The sequence below is a fragment of the Aeromonas sp. ANP5 genome, assembly GCF_963870295.1.
GTDB lineage: Bacteria > Pseudomonadota > Gammaproteobacteria > Enterobacterales > Aeromonadaceae > Aeromonas > Aeromonas veronii.
This window is the reverse complement of record NZ_CAWMRY010000002.1, coordinates 157,768-184,144: the sequence shown is the minus strand read 5'-3', so window position 1 is coordinate 184,144 and position 26,377 is coordinate 157,768. Positions and strand designations below refer to the sequence as shown.

Annotated in this window: 26 protein-coding genes; 15 read left to right on the top strand and 11 right to left on the bottom strand. The window is 59.4% G+C overall.

What is annotated here, in order from left to right; all coding sequences use genetic code 11:
• Positions 1 to 153: 153 nt before the first annotated feature.
• From trmB to AACT07_RS02075, 6 genes are all read left to right on the top strand, one after another.
• On the top strand, positions 154 to 867 hold the full coding sequence (trmB, locus tag AACT07_RS02100; RefSeq protein WP_005335228.1) for a tRNA (guanosine(46)-N7)-methyltransferase TrmB: 714 nt from the start codon (positions 154 to 156) through the stop codon (positions 865 to 867).
• Positions 868 to 915: 48 nt separating this feature from the next.
• Positions 916 to 1,248: a YggL family protein gene (locus tag AACT07_RS02095; RefSeq protein WP_005348158.1), complete on the top strand. Its 333-nt coding sequence runs from the start codon at positions 916 to 918 to the stop codon at positions 1,246 to 1,248.
• Positions 1,249 to 1,370: 122 nt separating this feature from the next.
• On the top strand, positions 1,371 to 2,291 hold the full coding sequence (gene glsB, locus AACT07_RS02090; RefSeq protein WP_005348151.1) for a glutaminase B: 921 nt from the start codon (positions 1,371 to 1,373) through the stop codon (positions 2,289 to 2,291).
• A 29-nt stretch (positions 2,292 to 2,320) separates the two neighbouring features.
• Positions 2,321 to 3,616, top strand: a complete 1,296-nt coding sequence (locus tag AACT07_RS02085) for a sulfurtransferase (protein ID WP_005335221.1) — start codon at positions 2,321 to 2,323, stop codon at positions 3,614 to 3,616.
• Positions 3,617 to 3,817: 201 nt separating this feature from the next.
• A complete protein-coding gene (locus AACT07_RS02080) occupies positions 3,818 to 4,027 on the top strand; it encodes a YgdI/YgdR family lipoprotein (protein ID WP_069526451.1) in 210 nt (69 codons plus the stop codon).
• A 167-nt stretch (positions 4,028 to 4,194) separates the two neighbouring features.
• The gene (locus AACT07_RS02075) at positions 4,195 to 4,596 is read left to right on the top strand and encodes a DUF2541 family protein (protein ID WP_069526450.1); all 402 of its coding nucleotides are present in this window, start codon (positions 4,195 to 4,197) and stop codon (positions 4,594 to 4,596) included.
• 83 nt (positions 4,597 to 4,679) lie between these two features.
• Here AACT07_RS02075 and mog read toward each other — a convergent pair whose 3' ends face one another.
• Positions 4,680 to 5,210, bottom strand: coding sequence for a molybdopterin adenylyltransferase (mog, locus tag AACT07_RS02070; protein WP_005348144.1), 531 nt, complete (start codon positions 5,208 to 5,210; stop codon positions 4,680 to 4,682).
• Positions 5,211 to 5,603: 393 nt separating this feature from the next.
• On the opposite strand from mog, the gene AACT07_RS02065 reads away from it, so the two are divergent.
• The 4 genes from AACT07_RS02065 (at position 5,604) to folA (ending at position 7,946) form a co-directional block, all read left to right on the top strand.
• Complete coding sequence (locus AACT07_RS02065; protein ID WP_069526449.1) at positions 5,604 to 5,939, top strand: DUF3135 domain-containing protein; 336 nt, start codon at positions 5,604 to 5,606, stop codon at positions 5,937 to 5,939.
• A gap of 235 nt (positions 5,940 to 6,174) precedes the next feature.
• Positions 6,175 to 6,972: a threonine/serine exporter family protein gene (locus AACT07_RS02060; RefSeq protein WP_005348133.1), complete on the top strand. Its 798-nt coding sequence runs from the start codon at positions 6,175 to 6,177 to the stop codon at positions 6,970 to 6,972.
• Positions 6,969 to 7,436, top strand: a complete 468-nt coding sequence (locus tag AACT07_RS02055) for a threonine/serine exporter family protein (RefSeq protein WP_026035076.1) — start codon at positions 6,969 to 6,971, stop codon at positions 7,434 to 7,436. Before AACT07_RS02060 ends, AACT07_RS02055 begins: the two co-directional genes overlap by 4 nt.
• An 18-nt stretch (positions 7,437 to 7,454) precedes the next feature.
• Positions 7,455 to 7,946, top strand: a complete 492-nt coding sequence (gene folA / locus AACT07_RS02050; protein ID WP_069526448.1) for a type 3 dihydrofolate reductase — start codon at positions 7,455 to 7,457, stop codon at positions 7,944 to 7,946.
• Positions 7,947 to 8,024: 78 nt separating this feature from the next.
• Here the strand turns inward: folA and AACT07_RS02045 are convergent, their stop codons facing one another.
• From AACT07_RS02045 to AACT07_RS02035, 3 genes are read right to left on the bottom strand one after another with little or no spacing between them, the layout of a single operon-like run.
• Positions 8,025 to 8,819 carry a phosphoadenylyl-sulfate reductase gene (locus AACT07_RS02045; RefSeq protein WP_069526447.1) on the bottom strand — a complete coding sequence of 265 codons (795 nt, stop codon included), beginning with the start codon at positions 8,817 to 8,819 and terminating at the stop codon, positions 8,025 to 8,027.
• The gene (gene cysI / locus AACT07_RS02040) at positions 8,809 to 10,533 is read right to left on the bottom strand and encodes an assimilatory sulfite reductase (NADPH) hemoprotein subunit (protein WP_069526446.1); all 1,725 of its coding nucleotides are present in this window, start codon (positions 10,531 to 10,533) and stop codon (positions 8,809 to 8,811) included. The genes AACT07_RS02045 and cysI overlap by 11 nt, the downstream gene beginning before the upstream one ends.
• Complete coding sequence (locus AACT07_RS02035) at positions 10,533 to 12,323, bottom strand: assimilatory sulfite reductase (NADPH) flavoprotein subunit (protein WP_069526445.1); 1,791 nt, start codon at positions 12,321 to 12,323, stop codon at positions 10,533 to 10,535. The genes cysI and AACT07_RS02035 overlap by 1 nt, the downstream gene beginning before the upstream one ends.
• Before the next feature lie 189 nt (positions 12,324 to 12,512).
• Here AACT07_RS02035 and AACT07_RS02030 point away from each other — a divergent pair, with 189 nt between their 5' ends.
• Positions 12,513 to 13,319 (top strand): PhzF family phenazine biosynthesis protein, encoded by an 807-nt coding sequence (locus tag AACT07_RS02030; RefSeq protein ID WP_069526444.1) that lies wholly within the window; start codon positions 12,513 to 12,515, stop codon positions 13,317 to 13,319.
• A gap of 120 nt (positions 13,320 to 13,439) precedes the next feature.
• On the opposite strand, the gene lysS is transcribed toward AACT07_RS02030, so the two are convergent.
• Positions 13,440 to 14,975: a lysine--tRNA ligase gene (lysS, locus tag AACT07_RS02025; protein ID WP_069526443.1), complete on the bottom strand. Its 1,536-nt coding sequence runs from the start codon at positions 14,973 to 14,975 to the stop codon at positions 13,440 to 13,442.
• 16 nt (positions 14,976 to 14,991) lie between these two features.
• A protein-coding gene (prfB, locus tag AACT07_RS02020; protein ID WP_100645262.1) for a peptide chain release factor 2 occupies positions 14,992 to 16,090 on the bottom strand; the annotation gives its coding sequence in 2 pieces (ribosomal slippage) (positions 14,992 to 16,014 and positions 16,016 to 16,090; 1,098 coding nt in all).
• A 255-nt stretch (positions 16,091 to 16,345) separates the two neighbouring features.
• Between prfB and AACT07_RS02015 the strand changes: the two genes are divergently transcribed.
• Positions 16,346 to 18,217 carry a methyl-accepting chemotaxis protein gene (locus AACT07_RS02015; RefSeq protein WP_069526442.1) on the top strand — a complete coding sequence of 624 codons (1,872 nt, stop codon included), beginning with the start codon at positions 16,346 to 16,348 and terminating at the stop codon, positions 18,215 to 18,217.
• A gap of 231 nt (positions 18,218 to 18,448) precedes the next feature.
• Here AACT07_RS02015 and gltS read toward each other — a convergent pair whose 3' ends face one another.
• The gene (gene gltS / locus AACT07_RS02010) at positions 18,449 to 19,648 is read right to left on the bottom strand and encodes a sodium/glutamate symporter (RefSeq protein ID WP_005348115.1); all 1,200 of its coding nucleotides are present in this window, start codon (positions 19,646 to 19,648) and stop codon (positions 18,449 to 18,451) included.
• Between the two features lie 446 nt (positions 19,649 to 20,094).
• Between gltS and ansA the strand changes: the two genes are divergently transcribed.
• Positions 20,095 to 21,102, top strand: coding sequence for an asparaginase (gene ansA / locus AACT07_RS02005; protein ID WP_005335195.1), 1,008 nt, complete (start codon positions 20,095 to 20,097; stop codon positions 21,100 to 21,102).
• 135 nt (positions 21,103 to 21,237) lie between these two features.
• Here the strand turns inward: ansA and AACT07_RS02000 are convergent, their stop codons facing one another.
• Both AACT07_RS02000 and AACT07_RS01995 read right to left on the bottom strand, forming a co-directional pair.
• Positions 21,238 to 21,531, bottom strand: a complete 294-nt coding sequence (locus AACT07_RS02000) for a YeaC family protein (RefSeq protein ID WP_005335194.1) — start codon at positions 21,529 to 21,531, stop codon at positions 21,238 to 21,240.
• Positions 21,532 to 21,602: 71 nt separating this feature from the next.
• The gene (locus tag AACT07_RS01995; RefSeq protein ID WP_064335641.1) at positions 21,603 to 23,036 is read right to left on the bottom strand and encodes a glyceraldehyde-3-phosphate dehydrogenase; all 1,434 of its coding nucleotides are present in this window, start codon (positions 23,034 to 23,036) and stop codon (positions 21,603 to 21,605) included.
• 211 nt (positions 23,037 to 23,247) lie between these two features.
• On the opposite strand from AACT07_RS01995, the gene AACT07_RS01990 reads away from it, so the two are divergent.
• Both AACT07_RS01990 and AACT07_RS01985 read left to right on the top strand, forming a co-directional pair.
• The gene (locus tag AACT07_RS01990; protein WP_005335192.1) at positions 23,248 to 24,048 is read left to right on the top strand and encodes a DUF2989 domain-containing protein; all 801 of its coding nucleotides are present in this window, start codon (positions 23,248 to 23,250) and stop codon (positions 24,046 to 24,048) included.
• Between the two features lie 7 nt (positions 24,049 to 24,055).
• Complete coding sequence (locus AACT07_RS01985) at positions 24,056 to 24,619, top strand: NUDIX domain-containing protein (RefSeq protein WP_069526441.1); 564 nt, start codon at positions 24,056 to 24,058, stop codon at positions 24,617 to 24,619.
• A gap of 105 nt (positions 24,620 to 24,724) precedes the next feature.
• Here the strand turns inward: AACT07_RS01985 and lipA are convergent, their stop codons facing one another.
• Together lipA and lipB are read right to left on the bottom strand one after the other, a co-directional pair.
• The gene (gene lipA / locus AACT07_RS01980) at positions 24,725 to 25,690 is read right to left on the bottom strand and encodes a lipoyl synthase (protein ID WP_005335190.1); all 966 of its coding nucleotides are present in this window, start codon (positions 25,688 to 25,690) and stop codon (positions 24,725 to 24,727) included.
• Positions 25,687 to 26,364, bottom strand: a complete 678-nt coding sequence (gene lipB, locus AACT07_RS01975; RefSeq protein ID WP_040066806.1) for a lipoyl(octanoyl) transferase LipB — start codon at positions 26,362 to 26,364, stop codon at positions 25,687 to 25,689. The genes lipA and lipB overlap by 4 nt, the downstream gene beginning before the upstream one ends.
• Positions 26,365 to 26,377: the final 13 nt, after the last annotated feature.

Below are 26,377 nucleotides of genomic sequence, written 5' to 3'. Positions count from 1 at the left end.
TATTTGTTGCGCGAAACACTTGCGCCTTGGGCCTATCTTGGGATAATTCGCTCCCCTGTTTTCGCGGGTCGATGAAATGCCGAGCCGCGAGCGGTCCCGCTCGGGATCGAACACAAGATGTATTACCCGGATTGATGAAATAACGAGACCATTATGCCTGTGACCCAAGATGTATTTAACGAAGACGGCAAGTTCATGCGCAAGATCCGCAGCTTTGTCCGTCGCGAAGGCCGCCTGACCAAAGGGCAGGAGAAGGCCCTGGAAGAGCTCTGGCCGGTCATGGGCATCGATTTTGAGCCAAAGCAGCTCGATCTGGTCGCACTGTTTGGCCGTGAAGCACCTGTGGTGCTGGAGATCGGTTTTGGCATGGGCGCCTCTCTGGTGGAGATGGCCAAGAATGCCCCCGAGAAGAACTTCATCGGCATTGAAGTGCACTCCCCGGGCGTAGGCGCCTGTCTGGGTACCGCTCAGGAAGCGGGGGTCACCAATCTGAAGGTGATCTGCCACGATGCGGTCGAGGTGCTGGAGCACATGATCCCGAACGGTTCACTCTCCTGCCTGCAGCTCTTCTTCCCGGATCCCTGGCACAAGAGCCGTCACCACAAGCGCCGCATTGTACAGCCTGCGTTTGCGCAGGATATTCGCCAGAAGCTGGCCATCGGTGGCGTGTTCCACATGGCGACCGACTGGGAAAACTATGCCGAGCACATGTTGGAAGTGATGAGCGCCGCCGAGGGTTACGAGAACACCTCTGCCACCGGCAACTGGGTGCCGCGCCCTGACTGGCGCCCGCTGACCAAATTCGAGCAACGTGGCCATCGTCTGGGGCACGGGGTTTGGGATCTGATTTTCAAGCGTGTCAGCTAAGCTGGCACGTCAACACACCTAGCGTATCAACTAATTTGAGGAGCTATCATGGCCAATCGTAGCCGCCGCCTGCGCAAGAAACTGCGCGTCGATGAATTCCAGGAAATGGGTTTCGACATCAGTTTCAACTTCCCGGTCGGCACTGCCGAAGAGACCATCGATGCGGTAGTCGATGCGATGATCGATGAGGTTGTTGAACCCCGTAAACTGGCTTTTGCCGGCTCCGGTCACCTGGCCTGGGAAGGGATGATCTGCACCCAGCAACTGGGCAAGTGTACCGAAGAAGACCGCGCTGCCGTCAAATCCTGGCTGGAAGGCAAGGGGATGGAAGCCGTGGTCGTTACCGAGCTGTTCGACCTCTGGTACGGTGAACCGGCCTGATACAAGGCTGCCGCATCTGGCGCCTTGTTGTGGGTAACTGAAAAATCCCGCCGCTGGCGGGATTTTTGTCAGTGGGGATGGGATCTCCACCGCTGTTTTAGTCATGGAATCGCTTATTGCTTATGGTGTTGTCATCCGAATTACTGGCCAGCATCCTTGAAGAGGTGCGCCCGTTGCTGGGACAAGGCAAGGTGGCCGACTACATTCCGGCACTGGCTCAGGTACCGGCCGATCGGCTGGGTATCGCAGTCTGTACCGTCGAGGGGGAGCTGTTCACCGCCGGTGACGCTTTTGAACCCTTCTCCATCCAGAGTATCTCCAAGGCCCTGAGCCTGACCCTGGCACTCACCCTCTATCAGGAGGAGGAGATCTGGGCCCGGGTTGGCAAGGAGCCCTCCGGCCAGCCCTTCAACTCGCTGGTTCAGCTCGAGTTCGAGCAGGGGATCCCCCGCAACCCCTTTATCAATGCCGGGGCGCTGGTAGTGAGCGACCTGCTGGAGACCCGCCTCACTGCGCCCCGTCAGCGTACCCTCGAGCTGGTGCGCCGCCTTTCCGGTAACCCAGCCATCATGGCGGATCAGGTGGTCGCTCGCTCCGAATATCAGCACTCTGCCCGCAATGCCGCCATCGCCTATCTGATGAAGGCCTATGGCAACTTCGAAAACGAAGTGGACAAGGTGCTGCAAAGCTACTTCAATGCCTGTGCCATTCGCATGAGCTGCGTCGATCTGGCGCGGGCATTCATCTATCTGGCCAACCGTGGTGTGCCATTGGGCGAGAGCGTGCCGCTGCTGCCCGCCCGCACCACCAAGCAGGTCAACGCCCTGCTCGCCACCTGTGGCCTCTATGACGAGGCGGGCGATTTTGCCTATCGGGTCGGCATGCCGGGCAAATCGGGGGTCGGCGGCGGTATCATCGCCCTGATCCCGGGTGAGCTCTGCGTCTGTGTCTGGTCGCCCGAGCTCAACAAAGCCGGCAACTCGCTGGCGGGCACGGCGGCGCTGGAGCTGCTGGCCGAGCGGCTGGGTCGCTCCATTTTTTAACCTTGTTCACTATGAATCGAGAAATCACCATGAAACGACATCTTCGCTTCCTGCAGGCCGCGCTGGCGACCTTACTGCTCTGGTGTGCCCTGCCCGCCGTGGCAGGGGAGTTGCCACCGCTCTCGCTGGCCGATGCCAAGGCCAAACAGGCTGTCATCCTGGATACCCGCGCCAGCTACTTCTATCAGGGGTGGCCGATGGAAGGGGAGAAGCAGGGCGGTCATGTGGCGGGCGCCGAGAACCTCTCTGCCGAGTGGAAATACAGCGATGAAGAGTGGCCAAAGGCGCTCGAGATCAAGGGGCTGAAGGCCGATCGTCCGGTTGCCCTCTACGGTGCGTCCCGCGAAGTGGCCGAGGTGGCCCGTCTGCTGCGCAAGCAGGGGATCAAGCAGCTGTTCGAGCTGCAAGGGTGGCAAGCCGCACCGCGCGAGTCGCTGGCACGCTGGCAGCAGCTGGTCTATCCGCGCTGGTTGGCGGATCTGCAAGAGGGCAAGCCGGTTGCGGCGGCGCCCAAGGGAGACTGGAAGCTGTTTGAAGTGGATTGGGGTTCACCCAAGGCCTACCTCATCAGCCACATCCCGGGGGCCGGTTATATCGATACCAACAGCCTCGAGGAGGAGCCGCTGTGGAACAAGGTCTCTGACGAAGCGCTCAAGAAGCTGCTGCTGGATAACGGCATCCGTCACGACACCACCGTTATCCTCTATGGTCGCAACACCATGGCGGCTGCCCGTGCCGCGCACCTGATGATGTATGCGGGGGTGGAAGATGTACGCCTGCTGGACGGTGGTCTGGATGCCTGGTTTATCCAGCACCTGCGCACCGAAACCGGCCTGCCCAACAAATATGAGCCGGTGAAGGAGTTTGGCGTGGCCATTCCCGCTCACCCCGAGTACTACACCACGCTAAGTCAGGCGAAAGAGCTGCTCAAGCAGCCCGATAGCGCACTGGTCAGCGTGCGTACCTGGGACGAGTTTGTCGGCAACACCTCAGGTTACAGTTACATCAAGCCGAAGGGCGATATCCCGGGGGCCAAGTGGGGTCACGGCGGGGTGGATGCCAACAGCATGAGCGACTTCCACAACCCGGACGGCACCATGAAGCCGGCCCGCGAGATCCTCGCCATGTGGGACCAGTGGAATATCGAGCCGACCCAGCAGGCTGCGTTCTACTGCGGTACCGGCTGGCGCGCCTCCGAGGCCTTCTTCTACGCCTGGCTGATGGACTGGAAACAGATCAGCGTCTACGACGGCGGTTGGTACGAGTGGAGTTCCGATCCCAAGAACCCGACCGTGACCGGTGAGCGTCAGCCTGCCAAGTCATGATTGCGCTCTTGCGCTGAAAAGAAGAGGCCGGACAGATGTCCGGCCTTTTTCATTGCGCTCGCCACCCGGCCAGATAGCGAGGCTAACTCGCTGATTATTGACGGCGATCCCGCTTTGCTCATCGCGCCATCCCGTGCCGTGCGATTGAACTAGGCTTCAAGAAACATCCTCGTGGTGAGGATGATCGCAGAAGAGGCCGCAATGAAAAAACTGATGATGATCCTGGTGTGTGCCCTGGGGCTGATGGCATGCAGCTCCCAATACATCATGAGCACCAAGGATGGCAAGATGATCACCACAGAGAGCAAGCCCAAGCTGGACGAGAGTACCGGCATGTATCGCTATTACGATCATGAAGGGCGCGAGGTAATGATCAAGAAAGATGACGTGACCCAAATCATGGAGCGCTAAGCGCTCTCTTGCCGCAAGGGCCGCTATCTGCGGCTCTTCTCTTTTTGCCGAAAAGTCGCGCTGTTTTCTCTGTCGATCCCCGCACATTCGCAGCAAATTCAGCTGTGATACAGCTTCCGTTATGGTTTAACCCTTATCATCACACTCCATTTTTTATTGGAGGTGTTATGTCCTTGATGTCTATCTGGAATTCCCGTTTTTCTGCACGCAGCTTGCTGGGTGGTGTCTTGCTGGTGGTGGCGTCAGCCAGCCATGCCGGTGACGATCAGTTCACGCTGGGGCGGACTATTTTACTGGGAGCCGGTGATCATGGTGCGACAATTCCTTTGGTGGTTTGCCGTCAGACCAAATATATCAAGGTGAAGGCGGAGCGTGATTTGACCCTGGATCAGGTGGTGGTGACCTATGGTGGTGATCGTACCAAGACCATTCGTTTCGATCGGGAAATGAGCAGTGATAAAGAGACCGAGTGGAAATCACTGGGCTCGCGTCGCTGTGTGAAAAAAATCGAAGTGTACGGTAATTCAGAGCGCAGCAAAGCGGGCGTAAAAGTATTCGGCCGCAAATAAGTGATGCGGTTTTTCTGCGCAGACAGATGAGTTAAAAATAATGGCGAGCCGTGGCTCGCCATTATTTTTTATGGTCGGGTTCGCTATTTTTTCGGCCGAAACGGCTTGATGACAGTTTCATCGCACTCAAGATACGGCCCTTCCATCAAATCGATACAGTAGGGGATGGCGGGGAAGACTGCATCCAGACATTCGCGGATTGATTTGGGCTTGCCCGGCAGATTGACGATCAGGGTATCGTCGCGCAGTCCGGCAGTCTGGCGCGATAGAATGGCAGTCGGCACAAACTTGAGGGATTCGGCCCGCATCAGCTCGCCAAAGCCCGGCATCATGCGATCACATACCGCTTCGGTCGCTTCCGGCGTGACATCCCGCTTGGCCGGACCGGTGCCGCCTGTGGTGACGATGAGACAACACTGCTCCTCATCCGCCAGCCGGATCAGGGTCGCTTCAATCTGCTCCTGCTCATCGGGGATCACCTGATAGACAGGTTCCCACTCCGAGGTCAGATAGGCGTTCAGGGTGTCGATGATGGCCTTGCCGGAGAGGTCTTCATAGATGCCCGCGCTGGCGCGATCGCTGACGGTGACGATACCGATTTTTGCCTTGCTCATGGTCTGCTCTTGAATGTCCGATAAAAGTGGCAATTAAAATAACATAATCAGTGAGATATGTTAAACCGTCAGGAGATGACGCGGGTCGGTGAGGGAAGAATAAAGTGTCGAATGAAGCAAAATAAGGCCACCCGGATTTTTATTTGCAATAAAAAACAGAAAATCACAACCTAAAATGTATAAGTGTTTTATCTCGCCTGAATTAAAAACAATCGCTTGTTTCCAAACACAATTAAAATAGATAGACACCATCGTAGTGACCATTATCCGGTTTAGTCGCCAGTGGATGGATTGAACCCTTTTTAGCCGCGTCGTATATACAGATTTATATGGCTGGGACGTGATGGTGTGGTACCGCAGTGTGTTGCCAGCAATAGTCGCCAAGGAGGGCATATGGAGTTGCCTGATTTTGACACCCTGAAGGAGTTGGCTGCGAGTGAGCCCTCCCGGCTGGATGCGATTCTGGAGCAGCAGATCGACCAGTTGATGTCCCGTGCGAGCCCCGATCAGCAGCGCCGTCTGCGCGGGTTGCAGTTCAAGATTGATGGTCAGCGCCGGCTGGCGAAAAACAATCTTGATAGCTGTATCCGGATTACCAACATGATGCGGGAATCTTTTTATTTGATGCGCAGCGAAATGAGCCAGTTCAGAGAAGAGGGGGACCCTCCGCCTGAAAGCGATGGCAGTGGTAAAATAATCCATCTGACGGACTATCGACGTCGCAAATAATCTGCAATAACCCCCTTGGTTGATATTTCAGCCAAATCGGTGAGGCCATGATAAAGGGAATTGCTGGCGACCTGATTGTTATGGTTTTTAATGTTAGTCGTAATGTATTTGTGATGTAACTTCTTTTCTCCTTCTTGTAATAACTAATTATTCAGGTTGTGATAGGGGTGGATGAATAACAGTAAAAGTTAGGCTAATATGGCCGAAATTTTTATTGCTACGACTCGAAGGGATTATGAGAAGTATCACACCAAGACGGGTGTTGTCGCGGGAGCAACAGACAGAGATCACCCGCATTATCGTCAAGGTGGGTCAGATGTTGGCCCAGTTCGGGGCGGAGAGCCGCATCATCGAGCAGACCACGGTGCGGCTGGGGATGGCGCTGGGGCTGGAGAGTGTCGAAATGGCTATCTCTTCCAGTGCCATCGTGCTCACCAGCCTCTATCAGGGGGGTTGCGTTACCACTACCCGGCGGGTGCGTGAACATGGCATCAATATGCAGGTGGTGTGCGAGATCCAGCGGATCTGCATCATGGCGGAGAAAGAGCTGATCGGTGCCCGTGAAGTGCGCCAGCGCCTCGAGGCCATCGTCCCCTTTCACTATCACCCCTGGCTGGTGGTCCCCATGGTGGGGCTCTCCTGTGGTGCCTTTAGCCTGCTGTTTGGCGGTGACTGGCCCATCTTCCTGGTGACCTGTTTCTCGTCTGCCGTGGCGATGCGGGTGCGCCAGCTGATGGCCCGCCATCACCATAGCCCGCTCATCAACTTTGCCGCCACCGGCTTTATTGCCACCTTGCTCTCCTCCAGCGCCACCTTCTTCAACTGGGGTGACCAGCCCTATCTCGCCATGGCGGCCAGCGTGCTGCTGCTGGTGCCGGGCTTTCCGCTGATCAATGCCGTCTCCGACATGGTGAAGGGCTACTTCAACATGGGGCTGGCCCGCTGGGGGACAGCGACCCTGCTGACCATCAGCGCCGCCATAGGTATCATTTTGGCCATGTCGGTCACGGGGATCTGGGGGTGGAAAGTATGATGGATTTGCTCTGGCTACTGGCCAAGGATGCCTTCTGGTCCTCCATCCCGGCGGTGGGGTTTGCCATGCTGTTCAACGTGCCGCCACGGATGCTGAAGTATTGTGCCATGGGCGGCGCGCTGGCTCACAGCTTGCGTACCCTGCTGATCCACTACGGCATGCCCATTGAGTGGGCGACGCTGGCGGCGGCGACCACGGTCGGCTTTGTCTGCGTCTACTGGTCGCGCCGTCTGCTGGCACCGCGTCCGGTGTTCAGCGTTGCCTCCATCATTCCGATGATCCCGGGCAGTTATGCGTTCAAGACCATGATTGCGGTGGTGGAGCTCAATATCAATGGCGTGACCATGGAGTTGATCCAGAGTGCGGTGGAGAACGGCCTCAAGGCCCTCTTTATCGTCGGTGCCCTCAGTTTCGGTTTGGCGATCCCCTCTCTGGTCGTGTACCGTAACCGCCCCATAATTTGACAGACGGTGAGAGGCCCCATGAAGATTTCCATGATTGCCGCCATGGCCCACGACAGGGTGATCGGCAAGGACAACCAGATGCCCTGGCATCTACCTGCCGATCTGGCTCACTTCAAGCGTGTCACCCTCGGCAAACCGGTATTGATGGGGCGCAAAACCTTCGAATCCATTGGTCGACCGCTGCCCGGACGGCGCAATCTGGTGATCAGCCGCAATCCCGGCTATCAGGCTGAGGGCATTGAGGTGGTGGGCTCCGTCGAGGCGGCGCTGGCGCTGTTGGCAGGCAGCTCGGTGGAGGAGTTGATGGTGATCGGTGGTGGTCATCTCTATGCCGAGATGTTGCCGAGCGCGGATTGTCTCTATCTGACGCAAATCGATCTGGCGGTGGAGGGAGATACCCGTTTCCCTGCTTTTGACGATGGCCAGTGGCAACGCATTGCGTGCGAGAGCCACCCTGCCGATGAGAAGAACCCGCATCCCTATAGCTTCGAGACCTGGCAGCGCCGCTGACGGGCGAATGCTAATGGGCAAATAACAACAAGGGCATCTTCGGATGCCCTTGTTGTTCTGATGGATTTCAAGACTGGATTAGATGCCTGAGCCGTCGTTCTCGCCATTTTCCTCGTGCAAACCGCACTCGCGCTTGAGGCCGAAGAAGCGTGTCTGCTCCTCGCTCATGCCCGGCTCCCACTTGGCGGTGGTGTGGACATCGCCCACCGAGAGATAACCCTGCTCCCACAGCGGGTGGTAGGGGAGGTCGAACTCCTTGAAGTAGTAGAAGACATCCTTGTTGCTCCAGTCGATCACCGGCAGGAACTTGAAGCGGCCGCGCTGGATGCCGAGTACCGGCAGCTTGCCACGGCTGCCGGACTGCTCCCGGCGCAGGCCGGAGAACCAGGTCTGCGCCCCCAGCTCCCGCAGGGCGCGGTCCATCGGCTCCACTTTGTTGAGCTGGTTGTAGCGGGTGATCCCCTCCACCCCCTGCTCCCACAAGAGACCAAATCGAGCCTCCTGCCAGGCAGGGCTGAGCTCGGCCCGGTAGATCTTCAAGTTGAGCGCGAGGCGCTCGGTCAGCTCGTCGATAAAGCGGTAGGTCTCCGGGAAGAGATAACCGGTATCGGTCAGCACTACCGGCACGTCGGCCCGCTCGCGGCTTACCAGATGGAGCATCAGCGCCGCCTGAATGCCGAAGCTGGATGAGAGCACATGCTCCCCCGGCAGATTTGCCAGGGCCCAGCGCACCCGCTCGGGGGCACTCATGGTATCCAGCTCCCGGTTGAGGGGGGCCAGAGCCTCGACTTGCTCCTCACGGCCGAGGGCCAGCAGTGCCTGCAGGCCAAGGCGGCCATCTTCAGTGACATTAAGCGGCAGATTAAGCGGCATAGAAGTCCCTCGCAGAATCGATAACGGGCGCAATTACCCCAACCCGGATCATGAAGTCGCCGAAGCACTCACCCTGATTGCGCTCGGTGGCCCAGCGGCCGATCAGCGCGTCCAGTTCGGCCAGGATCTGCGGCTCGGTGATGTTCTCCTGATAGAGGCGCGGAATGCGGGTGCCCTCCAGGTTGCCCCCCAGATGGAGGTTGTAGCGGCCGGGCGCCTTGCCCACCAGACCCACTTCCGCCAGCATGGCGCGGCCGCAGCCGTTGGGGCAACCGGTGACCCGGAAGATGATGGCGTCATCCGCCAGGCCGTGCTTGGCTAGCAGCCCTTCGATGTCGGTGACAAAGGCGGGCAGCATGCGCTCAGCCTCGGCCATCGCCAGCGGGCAGGTGGGCAGTGCCACACAAGCCATGGACTGCTTGCGCTGCTCGCTCACGCCGTCATCCAGCAGGCCGTACTGGCGCGCCAGCCCTTCGATGCGGGCTTTCTCGCTGGCAGGCACCCCTGCGATGATCAGGTTCTGGTTGGCGGTCAGGCGAAAATCCCCCTGATGCACCTTGGCGATCTCCAGCATGCCGGTTTTGAGCGGCTTGCCCGGGAAGTCCAGCAGGCGGCCATTCTCGATAAACAGGGTGAGGTGATGCTTGCCGTCGATCCCCTCGACCCAACCGAAGCGATCGCCACGGCTGGTGAACTCATAGGGGCGAACCGGCCCGAACTGGATGCCAGCGCGGCTCTCCACCTCGGCCTTGAAGGCTTCGACGCCGACACGCTCAAGGGTGTACTTGGTCTTGGCGTTCTTGCGGTTGACCCGGTTGCCCCAGTCGCGCTGGGTGCTGACCACGGCGGCTGCCACCTCCAGTACGTGGGAGAGCGGAATAAAGCCAAAGTCGCTCGCCTTGCGCGGGTAGGTGCTGGTGTCGCCGTGGGTCATGGCCAGCCCGCCGCCCACCAGCACGTTGAAGCCTACCAGCTTGCCGTGTTCGGCAATCGCCACGAAGTTGAGATCGTTGGCGTGGATATCCACGTCGTTGTGGGGCGGGATCACCACAGTGGTCTTGAATTTGCGCGGCAGGTAGTTGGAGCCCAGGATCGGCTCCTCGTCCTGCCCCAGTTTTTCACCGTCCAGCCAGATCTCCACGTAGGCGCGGGTCTTGGGTAGCAGGTGTTCGGATATCTTCTTGGCCCACTCGTAGGCCTCCTGATGCAGCTCGGACTCCACCGGGTTGCTGGTGCAGAGCACGTTGCGGTTCACATCGCCGGCGGTGGCTATGCTGTCGATGCCGGTGCTGTTGAGGGTCTGGTGCATCAGCTTGATGTCGCGCTTCAATACCCCGTGGAACTGGAAGGTCTGACGGGTGGTCAGGCGGATGCTGCCGTAGAGGCTGTGCTCTTCGGCGAACTTGTCGATGATCTGCCACTGGGCCGGGGTGATGATCCCACCCGGCAGGCGGGCACGCAGCATGACGTTGTGCAGCGGCTCCAGCTTCTGGGCGGCGCGCTCCGGGCGGATGTCTCGGTCATCCTGCTGGTACATGCCGTGAAAGCGGATCAGCTGGAAGTTGTCGCCGTTAAAGCCGCCGGTGAGCGGGTCTTGCAGATCCTGCTCTATGGTGCCGCGCAGGAAGTTGCTCTCGCGCTTGAGGCGCTCGTTGTCGGCCAGCGGCCCTTCGACCGGTCCCGCTTTTGGGTGAGAAAGAGGTTGTTTGCTCATCAATAGACATCCCTTTGATAACGTTTGGCACGACGCAATTCGCTCAAATACTCTTCTGCTTCCTCACGGCTCTTGTGACCGTGTTCGGCAATTACATCCAGCAGGGCCTCCTGTACATCCTTGGCCATCTTGTTGGCGTCGCCACACACATAGAAGTGAGCGCCTGCTTCCAGCCACTGGTAGAGCTCAAGCCCTGCCTCGCGCAGGCGGTCCTGCACATAAATCTTGTTGGCCTGATCCCGGCTGAAGGCTAGCGAGATCTTCGACAGCAGCCCCGATTTCACATAACGCTGCCACTCCACCTGATAGAGGAAATCCTGGGTAAAGTGGGGGTTGCCGAAGAAGAGCCAGTTCTTGCCCTCGTCCCCCTGCGCTTCCCGCTCCTGCATAAAGGCGCGGAACGGGGCGATGCCGGTGCCCGGGCCCACCATGATGACGGGGGTGTCGGGGTTTTGCGGCAGGCGGAAGTTGTCGTTGTGCTCGACAAACACCCGCACCTCGCCATCCTCAATCAGCCGATCCGCCAGATAGGAGGAGGCGGCGCCAGAGCGCACAGTGCCATCTTCCTGCGGGTAACGCACCACGCCGACGGTCAGGTGCACCTCCTCTTCCACCTCGCTCTGGGCGGAGGCGATGGAGTAGAGGCGCGGGGTGAGGGGGCGCAGCAGCCCGATCAGCTGCTCGGCAGTGAGGGCGGTCGGGAATCGCTTCAGTACATCCACAATCTGGGCGGAGGCCACCAGCGCATTGACCTGGGCCTTGTCGCCAGCCAAGTCTTTCAGCGCTGCGTTCTCCGATATGTCAGCGAGCCCTGTGATAAAGCCGCCGTGCAGCCGGGTAAGTTCGAAGTGACTTGTCAGGGCAGCGCGCAAGGTGCCGTGGGCCGTGGCTTCATCGCCAGAGAGGCCGGTCAGGGCCAGCACTTCGCCCACCAGTTCGGCGTCATTGTCGAACCAGACCCCGAGGGCATCCCCCGGCTGATAGGTGAGGCCGGAGTCGGCCAGATTGATTTCGATATGGCGGATATCCTTGGTGGAATCCCGGCCGGTGATCTTCTGATTGACCGACAGGCGGGCAGGGAAGGGGTTCTCCTTGCTGTACTGGCTGTGGCCAACCGCCTGCTGCACCGCGCTGGCTACGCTGCTGCTGGCCGCTCCGGTAGAGAGGGTCGCGGTGATGGCGTTGAGCGCCTGTTCGCCCCAGCTCTTGGCGGCATCCTGATAATCCACATCGAGGCTGGCTAGCTCATAAATGCGCTCGGCCCCTGCTTTGGCGAGGAAGTCGTCAAAATCTTTGCCGGTCTGGCAGAAAAATTCGTAGGAGCTGTCACCCAGCCCCAGCACTGCGAACTTGAGCCCGTCCAGCTTGCCAAGCTTGCCTTTTTTAAGCTGCTCGAACAGATCGACGGCGCTCTCCGGCGGTTCACCCTCCCCGTAAGTGCTCACTACCACCAGCAGGTAGCTCTCTTTCTTGAGCTGCTTGGGTTTGTAGTCGGCCATCGACGCTAGGGTGACCGGTAGACCGCGGGCCTCGGCCTGCGCCTTGATGGCAGTGGCGACGCCTTTGGCGTTGCCTGTCTGGGAGCCGTAGAGAATGGTCAGGCTGCCGCTGGGCGCTGCCACGGCGGCGCTGGAAGCAACGTTCTGGTGACCGCTCTGGGAGAGGCCGTAGAGATATCCGCTCACCCAGGCCAGTTGCTGGGTATTGAGGGTCGAGAGTACCTGACCCAGCAGACGTTGCTGCTCGTCAGAGAGGGGGGAGAGGTTGAATGGGGAATCCTTCAATTGCATCACACGCGTCTTCCATGGTCTGATTTTTGGCCAGATTAAAGGGCGTGTTGGATAACAACAAAGAATAAAAATGTATTCTTTATTCTATTAATGCATTAAAGGGGCAGAGGTACGCCTGTTCCCGCAGCAAAAGAGGGGCGTGGTATAAAGCGCGTTAAATGAGAGCCACTTGATAACACAGGAAGTGCCATGTCGAATATCCGATTGTTTCATGTCAATGCGTTCAGTCAGCAGCCCCTTGGTGGCAATCCCGCGGTGGTCGTATTGGGAGCAGCCCTGCCTGATGCCAGCCAGTTGGCGATGGCGGCCGAGTTCAATCTCTCCGAGACAGCCTTTCTGGTGCAACTTGGCAGGGCCCATTACCAGTTACGCTGGTTCACGCCGAAAGTCGAGGTTGATCTCTGCGGTCATGGCACCTTGGCGGCTGCTCATGTGTTGTGGCAGACAGGAGCGGTAGCTGCACACGAGACTATCCGCTTCGAGACCCGTAGTGGTGAGCTGCTGGCCCGGCGCGAAGATGAGTGGATTTGGCTCGATTTTCCGCGTATCGAAGTGACGCCACTGATGCTGGATCCCGCCTATGCAGCCGCGCTTGGTTGCCAGCCACGACAGACTCTGTCGGCCGGGGCCAAGTTCTTGCTGGAGCTGGCAAGTGAAGAGGAGATCCTCGCGCTTTCGCCTGATTTCCATGCACTGCGCGCTCTGCCGGGACGGGGGGTGATAGTGACGGCGCCCTCAAACGACTCTAACCATGATTTTGTCTCCCGCTATTTCGCCCCTTGGGTGGGCGTCGATGAGGATCCGGTTACTGGTTCCAACCACTGCGCTCTGGTGCCCTTTTGGGCCGAACGGTTTGGTAAACGGCAACTGCGGGCCCGTCAGATTTCGGCCCGTGGTGGTGAGTTGCGGCTTGAACTGCAGGAGGATCGGGTACTGATTGCCGGTCAGGCCGTCACATTGTGGCAGGGGGAGTGGCTGCTACCGCCAGCCTCATAAGCGGTAAGCATTCGTCAATTGTTGTGAGCATTATAAAAAAACGCCCCGCTGTTGCGGGGCGTTTTTATGGGCTATCACGCTTGGGATTGACCCAAGGGATTTAGCTGGCTTCTGTGGGCCTTACTTCTGCGGACGCAGGGCCGGGAACAGAATGACGTCACGGATGGTGTGGCTGTTGGTGAACAGCATCACCAGACGGTCGATACCGATACCCTGACCGGCAGTCGGCGGCAGGCCGTGCTCCAGCGCGGTGACGAAGTCTGCGTCGTAGAACATGGCTTCGTCGTCGCCAGCTTCTTTCTGATCAACCTGATCCTGGAAGCGCTTGGCCTGGTCTTCTGCATCGTTCAGCTCGGAGAAGCCGTTGGCCAGCTCGCGGCCACCGATGAAGAATTCGAAGCGGTCGGTTACGTCCGGGTTCACGTCGTTGCGGCGGGCCAGCGGAGAAACGGCAGCCGGGTACTCGGTGATGAAGGTCGGTTGCAGCAGCATGTGCTCCACGGTCTCTTCGAAGATCGCGGTGATCACGTGGCCCAGCTCCCAGCCCTTCATCAGCTCGATGTGCAGACGCTTGGCAACGGCCTTGGCGCTCTCGAGGGTAGCCAGATCGTCCAGAGTTACATCCGGATTGAACTTCAGGATGGACTCGACCATGGTGAGGCGCTGGAACGGCTGACCGAAATCGATGGTCAGGCCCTCTTCGCCCTCTTTGGCGTAACGGATCTTGGTGTCGCCCAGAATGTCCTGCGCTAGGGTGCGCAGCAGCTCTTCGGTCAGGTCCATCAGATCGATGTAGTCGGCGTAGGCCATGTAGAACTCGATCATGGTGAACTCGGGGTTGTGACGAACCGAGATACCTTCGTTACGGAAGTTGCGGTTGATCTCGTAGACACGCTCGAAACCACCAACCACCAGACGCTTCAGATAGAGCTCCGGAGCGATACGCAGGTACATATCGATGTTCAGCGCATTGTGGTGAGTGACGAACGGACGCGCGGAGGCACCACCCGGGATGACTTGCATCATCGGGGTTTCCACTTCCATGAAGCGCTTTTCATTGAAGAATTTACGAATACCGGCAACCACCTGGGTGCGGATCATGAAGGTCTTGCGGGACTCTTCGTTGGCGATCAGATCCAGGTAGCGCTGGCGGCAGCGCGCTTCCTGGTCGGTCAGGCCTTTGTGCTTCTCGGGCAGCGGACGCAGTGCCTTGGTCAGCAGGCGGATATCGGAAACGTGAACGGAGAGCTCACCGGTCTGGGTCTTGAACAGGGTACCTTCGACACCCACGATGTCGCCCAGATCCCACTTCTTGAACTGCTCGTTGTAGAAACCTTCCGGCAGGTCGTCACGGGTGACGTAGACCTGGATCTTGCCGGCCATGTCCTGCAGGGTGGCGAAAGAAGCCTTGCCCATGATCCGGCGGGTCATGATGCGACCGGCAATCTTCACCCGTTTACCCAGGCTCGTCAGCTCCTCGGCGCTTTTGTCGTCGAACTCTGCGTGCAGATCGCCAGAGAGGCTGTCGCGACGGAAGTCGTTGGGGAAAGGATTACCCTGGGCGCGCAGGGCGGCCAGCTTGGAACGACGCTCGGTCATCTCGTTGTTGAGTTCGAGAGTTTGGTCGACTTCCGGAGTGATGGTTTGTTCAGACATGGTGATTCCTGCTTGTTTACAGACCTGATTTCAGGCTGGCTTCGATAAACTTGTCCAAGTCACCGTCGAGCACCGATTGGGTATTACGGGTTTCGACGCCGGTGCGCAGATCCTTGATACGGGAGTCATCCAGCACATAGGAACGGATCTGGCTGCCCCAACCGATATCAGACTTGGTCTCTTCCAGGGCTTGTTTCTCAGCGTTCTGCTTCTGAATTTCCAGCTCGTAGAGCTTGGCTTTCAGTTGCTTCATACACTGGTCTTTGTTTTTGTGCTGGGAACGGTCGTTCTGGCACTGTACCACGACACCGGTCGGAACGTGGGTAATACGCACCGCAGATTCGGTTCGGTTAACGTGCTGACCACCGGCACCGGAGGCGCGGTAGACGTCGATCCGCAGATCCGCCGGGTTGATCTCGATATCGATATCGTCATCGATCTCGGGGTAGACGAACACAGAACAGAAGGAGGTGTGACGGCGGCCACCGGAATCGAACGGGGACTTGCGAACCAGACGGTGCACGCCGGTTTCAGTACGCAGCCAGCCGAACGCATATTCGCCGGTGAACTTGATGGTGGCGGATTTGATACCTGCCACGTCGCCTTCGGAGCATTCAATCAGCTCGGGCTTGTAGCCGTGGGCATCGCCCCAGCGCAGATACATGCGCAGTACCATGTTGGCCCAATCCTGTGCTTCGGTACCACCGGAGCCGGACTGGATGTCGATATAGCAGTCGGAGCCGTCGTGCTGACCGGAGAACATGCGGCGGAATTCGAGATCCACCAGCTTGGCTTCCAGCTGTTCGGATTCGGCGATGGCTTCGTTGAAGGTCTCTTCGTCTTCCCCTTCCACGGCCAGGCTCACCAGCATCTCGACGTCATCCACGCCCTGGGTCAGGGTGTCGATGGTGCCGACCACGTTTTCCAGCGCGACGCGCTCTTTGCCCAGCGCCTGTGCGCGCTCGGGTTCATTCCATACGTCCGGCTGTTCCAGCTCGGCGTTGACCTCTTCTAGACGCTCTTTCTTGGCGTCATAGTCAAAGGTACCCCCTAAGAAGCTCGGTCCGCTCAGACAGCTCCTTAAGTTTATTTAATACGGGATTAACTTCGAACATCGTGAAAACTCTCAGGGTCGATGTGATTTAAAAACGGGATATTCTAGCCAATTGTGGAAGGAATAAACAGGGTTGCCTTGGCTTGTGCGGCTCATGCCGTCAATTTCTGGTGCACTTTTCTCCACCTCGGTAGAAAATATCGCCCGCAGACCCATTTTCAGGTTCAGTTTTGGCCATTCGGGTCGCTAATGACTACGTGTAGTGTTGTGCAATTTAGGGAAAACCCGCTCCTCACCTCAATAAGAAGAACACATGATGAAAAACCTGTCACTCAAGCAGAAGATACTGTTGTCAGTGGTGATCGCCCTTTCGTTGGTGATTTTGTTGCTCTCCTGGCAGAGCTATAGCAGCCAGAAGTCCCTGTTGCTGCAAGGCAGCCAGGAGCAGTTGCAACGGCTGGGTACCCAGCAGGCCGAGCGTGTCAGCGACTGGCTCGCAGCCCGTCGCGACGTGATCCAGGCGCTCGGCAACAAGGCCGGTGCCGAACCCCTCAATGCCTTGCAACAGGCACAAGTTTCCGGCCGTTTCCAGCTCACCTATTTCGGTGAGAGCAGTGGCAAGATGAATGACTCCGATCCTTCCATCAACCGCGATGGCTACGACCCGCGCTCTCGTGGCTGGTATCAGGAGGCGATGAGCAAAGGTGGCCTGATTGTCACCAAACCCTATCTCGATGTGGCTTACAACATCATGGTGGTGACCCTGGCCCAGCCGGTTGCTGGCGGGGTCGTCGGTGGTGACCTCTCCATCGCCTCGCTGGTGGAAGACGTGACCAAGATGCAGCTGCCTGCCGACGGTTTCGCCATCATGATGCACAAGGATGGCACCATCATCGCCTACAAGGATGCTGCCAAGGCGATGAAACCGGCCAGCGAGATCGACAACGATCTGACCAACGCGCTGATCGAGCAGAGCAAGTCGAGCAAGGAACTGGTGCCGGCCTACTTCGACAACGAAGGTCGTGACAAGCTGCTGTGGGCGGCTGATATCCCCGACACGGATTGGGAACTGGTGCTGGTGCTGGACAAGGCCGCGCTGGAAGCGCCGCTCTCTTCCCTGCTGATGACCCAGCTGGGGATGGCGCTGCTGGTGCTGGTGGGTAGTATCCTCGCTATCTCCTGGCTGGTCAGCATGCTGCTTGGCCCGCTCACCAAGGTCTCTCAGGCACTGGCCCGCATTGCCGATGGTAACGGTGATCTGACCCAGCGCATCAAGATCGACGCCAACGACGAAGTAGGCCAACTGGCCAACAGCTTCAACCGTTTCGTCGGTAGCCAGCATCAGCTGATCGGCAATATCCGTCAGCTGGCCAACGAGTTGAACGCCGATGCCGAGCGCAGTCTGGTGACCAACCAGGCCGCGGTGGACGAGCTGCAGCGTCAGCAGCAGGAGGTGACCATGGTCGCCACGGCAGTCACCGAGATGGCGAGCGCCACCATGGAGATCGCCGGCAACGCCGAGAACACCGCCGCCGCTGCCCAGCAATCTGCCCAGAGCAGTGAGCAGGGCAAGATGCTGGTCAACAAGACCCGCCAGTCCATCAATGGTCTGGCCGAAGAGGTGGGGCAGGCGACCGAGGTGATCGGCGAGCTGAGCCGCCACGCGCAGGCCATCACCAGCATTCTCTCCACCATTCAGGGGATTGCCGAACAGACCAACCTGCTGGCGTTGAACGCCGCCATCGAAGCGGCCCGTGCCGGTGAGCAGGGTCGTGGTTTTGCGGTGGTCGCTGACGAGGTGCGGGTGCTCTCGCGCCGTACCCAGGACTCCACCCAGCAGATCCAGTCCACCATCGAGACCCTGCAGCAGACCACTGCCCGTGCGGTGAGCCTGATGCAGACCAGTCAGGGGCTGGCGGACAACAGCGTGCAGGATGCGGATCAGGCGGTGCGCGCACTGGAAGAGATCACCAGCGCCATCTCCCTCATCTCCGACATGGCGGGTCAGATCGCCACTGCCGCCGAGGAGCAGACTCAGGTGACCGGCGAGATCACCCAGAACACCACCGCCATCAAGGATGTGAGTGACGAGATCACCGCATCTGCCATGCGCGATCTGGATCAGGCCCACAGCCTTAAAGGGCGTGCTGCTGACCTGAATCAGCAGGTGTCGACCTTTATCCTGTAAGGTGCAACTCACGGCCTGTTCCGGCTGAGATAAACAAGCCCCGCACTCTGTCGAGTGCGGGGCTTTTTGTTGTTCGGGGGAGTGCGGGATGTGGGGGTTCCGGGTTGCTTGCGGGTCACCCAGGTGGCGGATACGAGCCCCGGCTCTGCCTGCGTCAGCTGGCGAGTAGAGAACAAACAAAGAGCCCACCGAAAGGTGGGCTCTGATCGTATACGTCTGACGGAAAGGGAATTACAGGAATGGCATCGCCATAAACAGCTTGATCACCATGGCGTTGATGATGTCGATAAAGAAGGCGCCCACCATGGGCACCACCAGAAACGCCAGGTGGGAGGGACCGAAGCGCTGGGTGATGGCCTGCATGTTGGCAATCGCGGTCGGGGTGGCCCCGAGGCCAAAGCCACAGTGACCCGCCGCCAGCACGGCCGCATCGTAATTTTTGCCCATGACCCGGAAGGTGACGAAGATGGCGTAGAGCGCCATCGCCACGGTCTGGGCGGCCAGCAGAATGAAGATGGGCAGCGCCAGGCTGGCCAGATCCCACAATTTCAGGCTCATCAGTGCCATGGCGAGGAACAGCGACAGGCTGACGTTGCCCAGCAGGGAGACCTCGCGATCGCTCACCTCATGCCAGTTCAGCAGGGTCAGGACGTTGCGCAGCAGCACGCCGACAAACAGCACGCAGACAAAGATCGGCAGCTCGAAGGCGCCCCCTTTGAGGGAAGCAGAGAGCAGCTCGCCACCCTTGAGGCTGATGGCGATCAGCGCCAGCGTTTCGATAACGCTGAAAGTGGTGAGGGGGCGCTCCATATCCGGCATTTCGAAGCCCTGGGGGGCCTCATCCTGATTGTGCTCCTCACCGGGCACCTGCACTTTCTTCACCAGATAGCGAGCCACCGGACCACCGATCAGGCCGCCCAGCACCAGACCGAAGGTGGCACAGGCGATGGCGAGTTCGGCAGCGGATTGCACGCCATATTTCTCGGAGAAGGTGGCGCTCCAGGCCGCCCCGGTGCCGTGGCCGCCGGAAAGAGTGATGGAGCCGGCCAGCAGCCCCATGTGGGGGTCCAGACCGAGCAGGGTCGCCAGACCGACACCCAGACTGTTCTGCACCAGCAGCAGGCCGGTGACCACCATCAGGAAGGTAACCACCGCCTTGCCGCCGCGTTTCAGGCTGGCGAGATCGGCGGATAGACCGATGGAGGCGAAGAAGGCCAGCATCAGCGGGGTTTGCAGGCTGGTATCAAATTGCAGCTCCATCTGCAGGGTGGAGCGCAGCAGTAGCAGTACCAGCGCGACCACCAGGCCGCCGGCTACCGGTTTGGGGATGTTGAAGGTACGCAGCAGCCCGACTCGGGTAACCAACACCCGGCCAAGCAGCAATACCAGAGTGGCAGCGACCAGCGTTGCGTAGGAATCAAGTTGTAACATTCAGTACTCCCATGTTGATTGGCTGTGTCTTTCATAGCAAAAGACTTACAGATTCAGCCGGGATGAAAACAGTGTGGCTTATGTGCCAGCAAAGAAGGGGAAACATCTCCCCGCCCCAGGAAAGATGGGGCTTGTGCGGGCCTGAAATGCTCAGGCATCCAGATGAGATTTTAGTAAAATCCGGCGGATTGTAGCAAAAAGCATCGTTTAATTCCATCTTTGTCGTATTAATGCTCGTTTTAGTGGTTTATTGTGACATTTAACACTATGTAGGTAGAGGGCAGAAAAGCCGAAAAGGGTGCATGGAACGGCTGTCATTTGGGGCGCCAGTCTCTATAATTCGCCGGTTTCCGCTGCACGCAGAGGCGCTGGCGGGCGTTGACATTGTGGTTCACCCCGACATGGTTCATGTTTTGGCGGTGTTCACTTCATCAAGAGGAGAGGGTGTGAAGAAGTCTATCTACATTGCCTACACAGGCGGCACCATTGGGATGCAGCGTTCCGATCACGGCTACGTGCCGATGGCGGGCTTTATGGAAGACTGCCTGGCGCGGATGCCCGAGTTCCACCGCCCCGAGATGCCGGATTACCATATCCACGAATATGCGCCCCTCATCGACTCCTCCGACATGACCCCGGCGGATTGGCAGCGTATCGCCGAGGACATTCGAGACAACTACGAGAAATACGATGGCTTCGTGATCCTGCATGGCACCGACACCATGTCGTTCACCGCCTCGGCGCTCTCTTTCATGCTGGAAGATCTGCACAAGCCGGTCATCATCACTGGTTCCCAGATCCCGCTGGCCGAGCTGCGCTCCGACGGTCAGCAGAACCTGCTCAACGCCCTCTATATCGCGGCCAACTACCCGATCCACGAGGTGACGCTGTTCTTCAACAACCAGCTCTATCGCGGCAACCGCAGCAAGAAGGTGCACGCCGACGGCTTCCACGCCTTCGACTCCCCCAACTATCCACCGCTGCTCAATGCCGGGATCGCCATCTCGCTGGAAGCGGGCGAGCTGGGCGTGCCCTCCGAGCGGCCGCTGGTGCTGCACGACATCACTCCCCAGCCCATCGGCGTGGTAACCCTCTATCCGGGGATCTCCAGCGAGGTGATCGCCAACATCCTACAACAGCCGGTGAAGGCGCTGATCCTGCTGTCATTCGGGGTCGGCAATGCGCCGCAGAACCCGGCCATGCTGGCGCTGCTCTCCGAGGCCTCGGCCCGCGGCGTCATCATCGTCAACTTGAGCCAGTGCCTGCACGGCAAGGTCAATATGGGGGGCTATGCTACCGGCAACGCCCTGTCGCGGGCCGGGGTGATCTCGGGCTTTGACATGACCGCCGAGGCAGCACTCACCAAGCTGCACTTCCTGCTGAGTCAGGACTTGCCCTCCCACCGCATTCGCGAGCTGATGCAGCAGTCCCTGCGTGGGGAGCTGACTCCCTGATAACCCTCGCGGTAGGGTGCAATAAGCGCAGCGCATTGCACCGGTGACGAGGGGTGATAAGTTAAGAAAAAAGAGGGGAGCCATCATGGCTCCCCTCTCTGTTGTGGCCGCCGCGAGCGGCCTGCCGGGTCAGGTTCAGTGGTTGAGGTCGACCCGTACTATCTCTTCCTCGTCGCGATACTGACGCTTGAGCTCGCTCTTGCTCTTCATCACGATCTCGCCGTCACGACCTATGTTCATGTGCTCGGGGTTGTCGAGATGCATCGCCTGCCAGGCCATCACGGCTTGTAGGGAGGTGGCCTTCTGCTCGTCGGTGAGGGGCTTGCCATCGGGCCACTTGCCCAGCTCGACTGCGGTCTTGAGCCGCTCGTACACCTCTTCGGGCATCTGCCTGATAGCTTGTAAAAACTCACCCTGTTGAAACGACATCCGGCCTCTCCTTGAACTATTGAGCCATAAACAGCGGGATCTGATGGGCCATGCAGGTAGACCCTATCGGTCTATGCCGGCAGATCCTGGCGGACTACGCCAGCCATCTGCTCCATCACCCGCACTACCTGACAACTGTACCCGAACTCGTTGTCATACCATACGTAGAGCACGCAGTGATCCCCCTCGGCGATGGTCGCCTGGGAGTCGACGATGCCCGCATAACGGGAACCTACCATGTCGGAGGAGACCAGCTCGGTACTGGCGCTGAAGTCGATCTGGCGGTGCAGGGCCGAGCTTAGCGCCATCTGCTGCAGATAGGCGTTGAGGCTCTCCCGATCGGTGGCCTGCTCCAGCGACAGATTGATAATCGCCAGCGAGACGTTGGGGGTCGGCACCCGGATGGCGTTGCCGGTCAGCTTGCCCTTGAGTTCCGGCAGCGCCTTGGCCACCGCCTTGGCGGCGCCGGTGCTGGTCATCACCATATTGAGGGCGGCGCTGCGACCGCGGCGCTCGCCTTTGTGATAGTTATCGATGAGGTTCTGATCGTTGGTGTAGGAGTGGACCGTCTCCACGTGGCCGTGGCGGATGCCGAACCGCTCCTGCATTACCTTGAGCACCGGGGTGATGGCGTTGGTGGTACAGGAGGCGGCGGAGATGATCCTGTCACCCGGGCCTATCACCTCATGGTTGACCCCAAACACCACGTTCTTCATCTCCCCTTTGCCGGGGGCAGTCAGCAACACCTTGCCGGCACCGCGCGCTTTCAAGTGCTCGGAGAGGCCTGCTTCGTCACGCCAGACGCCGGTGTTGTCGACGATCAGCGCATCGTGAATGCCGTAGGCGGTGTAGTCGATGTCGGCCGGGCTATTGGCGTAGATCACCTGAATGAAGGTGCCGTTGGCGATGATGGCGCTGCGTTCCACATCCACCTCGATGGAGCCGTTGAAGGGGCCATGCACCGAGTCGCGGCGCAGCAGGCTGGCGCGTTTTTCCAGATCCCCGTCACGACCACCGCGTACCACGATGGCGCGCAGACGCAGCGGATTGGCAGCGCCGGTGCGCTCGATGAGCAGCCGGGCCAGCAGGCGGCCGATACGGCCAAAGCCGTAGAGCACCACGTCGGTCGGCTGCGGCATCTGGCTGCGGCCAAGGGCCGGTGCCAGTCGCGCTTGCAGATAGTCCTCGATCCCCGCTTCATCCTGATGATCCTGCCAGTAGCCGACTGCCAGCTTGCCAAGGTCAACCTCGGCGGCGGTGGGTTTGAGGGCAACGATGGCCTGAAGCAGGGGGAAGCTTTGCTGGATGGGGAGGGGAGCGCCCTGGTGGCGGCGGACGACCCGATGGGCCTTGAGGATATCGATGGTGGAGGCGTTTTGCAGCGGGCGGCCGTAGAGGGTGATCTCGACCCCTTGTTGTCGGTAGAGGCGACCAATCAAGGGCTGCATGGCTTCGGCGAGCTCCTGGCTCTCCTGCCACGCTTGCAAGTAGTGCTCGTGGGTCATTGACCAGATCCTTTATTTCACGTTGTTGGTGTAAATAGAAAATTCGTCGAATGCAGATCAGTGTAGGGGTGTATATTTCGTTATATTATTCTGCAATCGCGGCCTTATATGGCGCGCGCATTGTAATGGATATGTAACCGGTTTGCTAGCCGGAGGTGGCCCGTAAAGGCGCCAGTTGTTACCAACCCGCGTTACCAACAAGATGTGAACCATGGCCAATTTCCCCCTGCGACAGACCTTCATCATGCTTTCAGTCGGCCTTGCCGTGGCTGGCTGCAATGACGACCGGATCCACAACATCTGTGGCAATCATCCCGAGCTCTGCCAGGATCTGGTGGACGATGGCTGGTGTCGCTACGAGCGTACCGATGTGATCCGCAGTCGCTTCTATCTCAAGGAGGAGGGGACGGATCGGCGCAAGTATGAGCTGATGCGTAACCTTGAGCGCTATCTCAAATGTGCCGAGCGTTCCACCAGCATTGAATACAAGAATGCCCGCGAGCAGAAGAGTCCACGGGTCGAGGGCATGCTGGCGGCCGGGGATCAGTTGGCTCAGCTCGATGCCGCGACCCGCAATTCGCAAGATCCCTACCTGCTGCTCTGGCACTGGACCAACAACACCAACGAGCTGGCTCGCCAGCAGTTTATGGCGCTGGAAGGCACCAAGGCGCTGGATGAACCCGAGCTGCAACTGGCGCTCGGCGGTATCTACGCCAAGAGCGACCCGGAAAAGGCCATCGCCACCCTGCAGCACGGCCTCTCCCTCTATCAGGAGGGGGACAAGGTAAACAGCCGTATATTCACCTCCCTCAGCACCCTCTATATGGGCCAGAAACAGTATGGGCTGGCCTATCTGTGGGGCAAGGTGAGCGAATCGTTTCAGGATAGCCCCGAGGTCTCAGCCAAGCGTTTTGGCATCTACCACACCCTGAGCAAGACAGAGCAGGATGGTTACGATGTGCGGGCTGCCGAAATTGTCGAGCAGCTCAAGCATGGCAACTACCGGCCCTGAGGCAGTGATGACGACGCTCTCCCCGGCCAGCTGCTGGCCCAATCCGTTCGATCTCTCTTTCGTTCATGGCGAGGTACGTACCGATGGCCGCACCCTGGAGCGCCTCACGGTGCGTGCCGTGGTGCCCCGTGGCGACGAGCTGCTGCTGGTCCACTCCCGGGTCAACGGCGATCTGATGTTCCCCGGGGGCGGCATTGAAGCGGGGGAGAGCCACCATGTGGCGCTCGCTCGCGAGCTGCTGGAGGAGTGCGGTGCCGAGCTGCGGGAAGTGGGGGGCCTGCTTGGCGAGACCCGTGAATATCGCGCCGCCCGCGAGCCGGGGTTCGATGCCTACTGCATCCGCTCGCTCTACTACTGGTGCCGGATTGGCGATCAGCTGGTGGCCCCGCAGCCGCAGCCCTACGAGATCCGGCTTGGCTTCGTGCCCGGCTGGTTTGCCCTCGACGAGGCGCTGCAGACCAACAAGACCCAGCTGGCGGGGCCCTGTCCCCAGTGGACGGCGCGAGAGACCCGGGTGCTGGCCCAGCTGCAACGCTGGCATCAGCAGGGGATCTTCGACCACGGCTACTGAAGTAGATCAAGCTGCAACTGTCAGTGATACCAACAAAAAGAGCGCCAATAGGCGCTCTTTTTAATTGAGATGGAGGCGGTTATTTGGCCTCCCTGTCGTGCGAGATCATTTGACCTCTTCGCCCTTGGCTTGCAGATCAGCATGGTAGGAGGAGCGAACGAAAGGACCACAGGCGGCGTGGGTAAAGCCCAGCTCCATGGCGACATCTTTCAGCTCGTCAAACTCTGCAGGCGGCACGTAGCGCTTGACCGGCAGGTGGTGGCGGCTCGGCTGCAGATACTGACCCAGGGTCAGCATGTTGACGCCGTGGGCGCGCAGATCTTTCAGCACCTCGACGATCTCTTCGTTGGTCTCGCCAAGACCCATCATCAGACCGGATTTGGTCGGCACGTGGGGGTGCATCTCCTTGATGCGGCGCAGCAGCTCCAGCGACCACTTGTAGTCGGCACCCGGGCGGGCGACGCGATACATGCGCGGCGCGGTTTCCAGGTTGTGGTTGAAGACGTCCGGCGGGGTTTCGCGGAACACCTCCAGCGCCTGCTCCATCCGGCCACGGAAATCCGGAGTCAGGATCTCGATGCGGGTCTGCGGGCTGTGCTCGCGGATCTCGCGGATGCAGTCGGCGAAGTGCTGGGCACCGCCGTCGCGCAGATCGTCGCGGTCCACCGAGGTGATCACCACATACTTGAGGTTCATCTCCTTGATGGTCAGCGCCAGCTTCTTCGGCTCTTCCGGATCGAGTGCCAGCGGGCGGCCGTGGGCCACGTCGCAGAAGGGGCAGCGACGGGTGCAGATGGCGCCCATGATCATGAAGGTGGCGGTGCCGTGGTTGAAGCACTCCGCCAGGTTGGGGCAGGAGGCCTCTTCACAGACCGAGTGCAGCTTGTTTTTGCGCAAGGTGCTCTTGATGTGTTCGATCTTCTGGCTGGAGGGGGGCAGCTTGATCCGCATCCAGTCCGGCTTGCGAAGGAGTTCTTCGTTGGGATCCGGCATGAATTTCACCGGGATCAGGGCCATCTTGTCGCCATCGCGCAGCTTGACGCCCGGCTCCATACGAACGGGTTTGCTCATGATTCACTCTCGGTGTTTGTTATTGTTTGATAGCCAATCAGGCGGGCCAGTTCGGCCACCAGAATGGATTGCGCCTCGGCCACGCTTTGCGGGCCGCCCAGAGCGCTGGTCTGGGTCATGGCCATGCCCGCATAGCCGCACGGATTGATGTGCAGGAAGGGGGTCATGTCCATGTTGATGTTGAGGGCCAGCCCGTGGAACGAGCACCCCTTGCGGATGCGCAGACCCAGCGAGGCCAGTTTTGCCTCCATGCCAAGGTCATTTTTCACATAGACCCCGGGGGCATCGGCCTTGGCATAGGCCTGGATATCGCTTTTGGCGAGGGTATTGATGATGGCTGTCTCCAGCGCGGTCACCAGCTCGCGAACCGAGAATTTGCAGCGGCGGACATCCACCAGTACGTAGAGCACCAGCTGGCCCGGGCCGTGATAGGTCACCTGACCGCCGCGATCGCTCTGCACCACCGGGATATTGCCCGGATTGAGCAGGTGTTCGGCCTTGCCGGCCTGACCCTGGGTGTAGACGGGATCGTGCTCGACCACCCAGAACTCGTCCGGGGTGTCGCTGGTGCGGTTGTCGGTGAAGGCTTTCATGGCGTCCCATACCGGCTGGTAGGGGCGGCGACCCAGCTGCCTGACAATCAGGCTGGACTGGGCGGGGATCTGGGATGACATGGCGTCCTCGCGG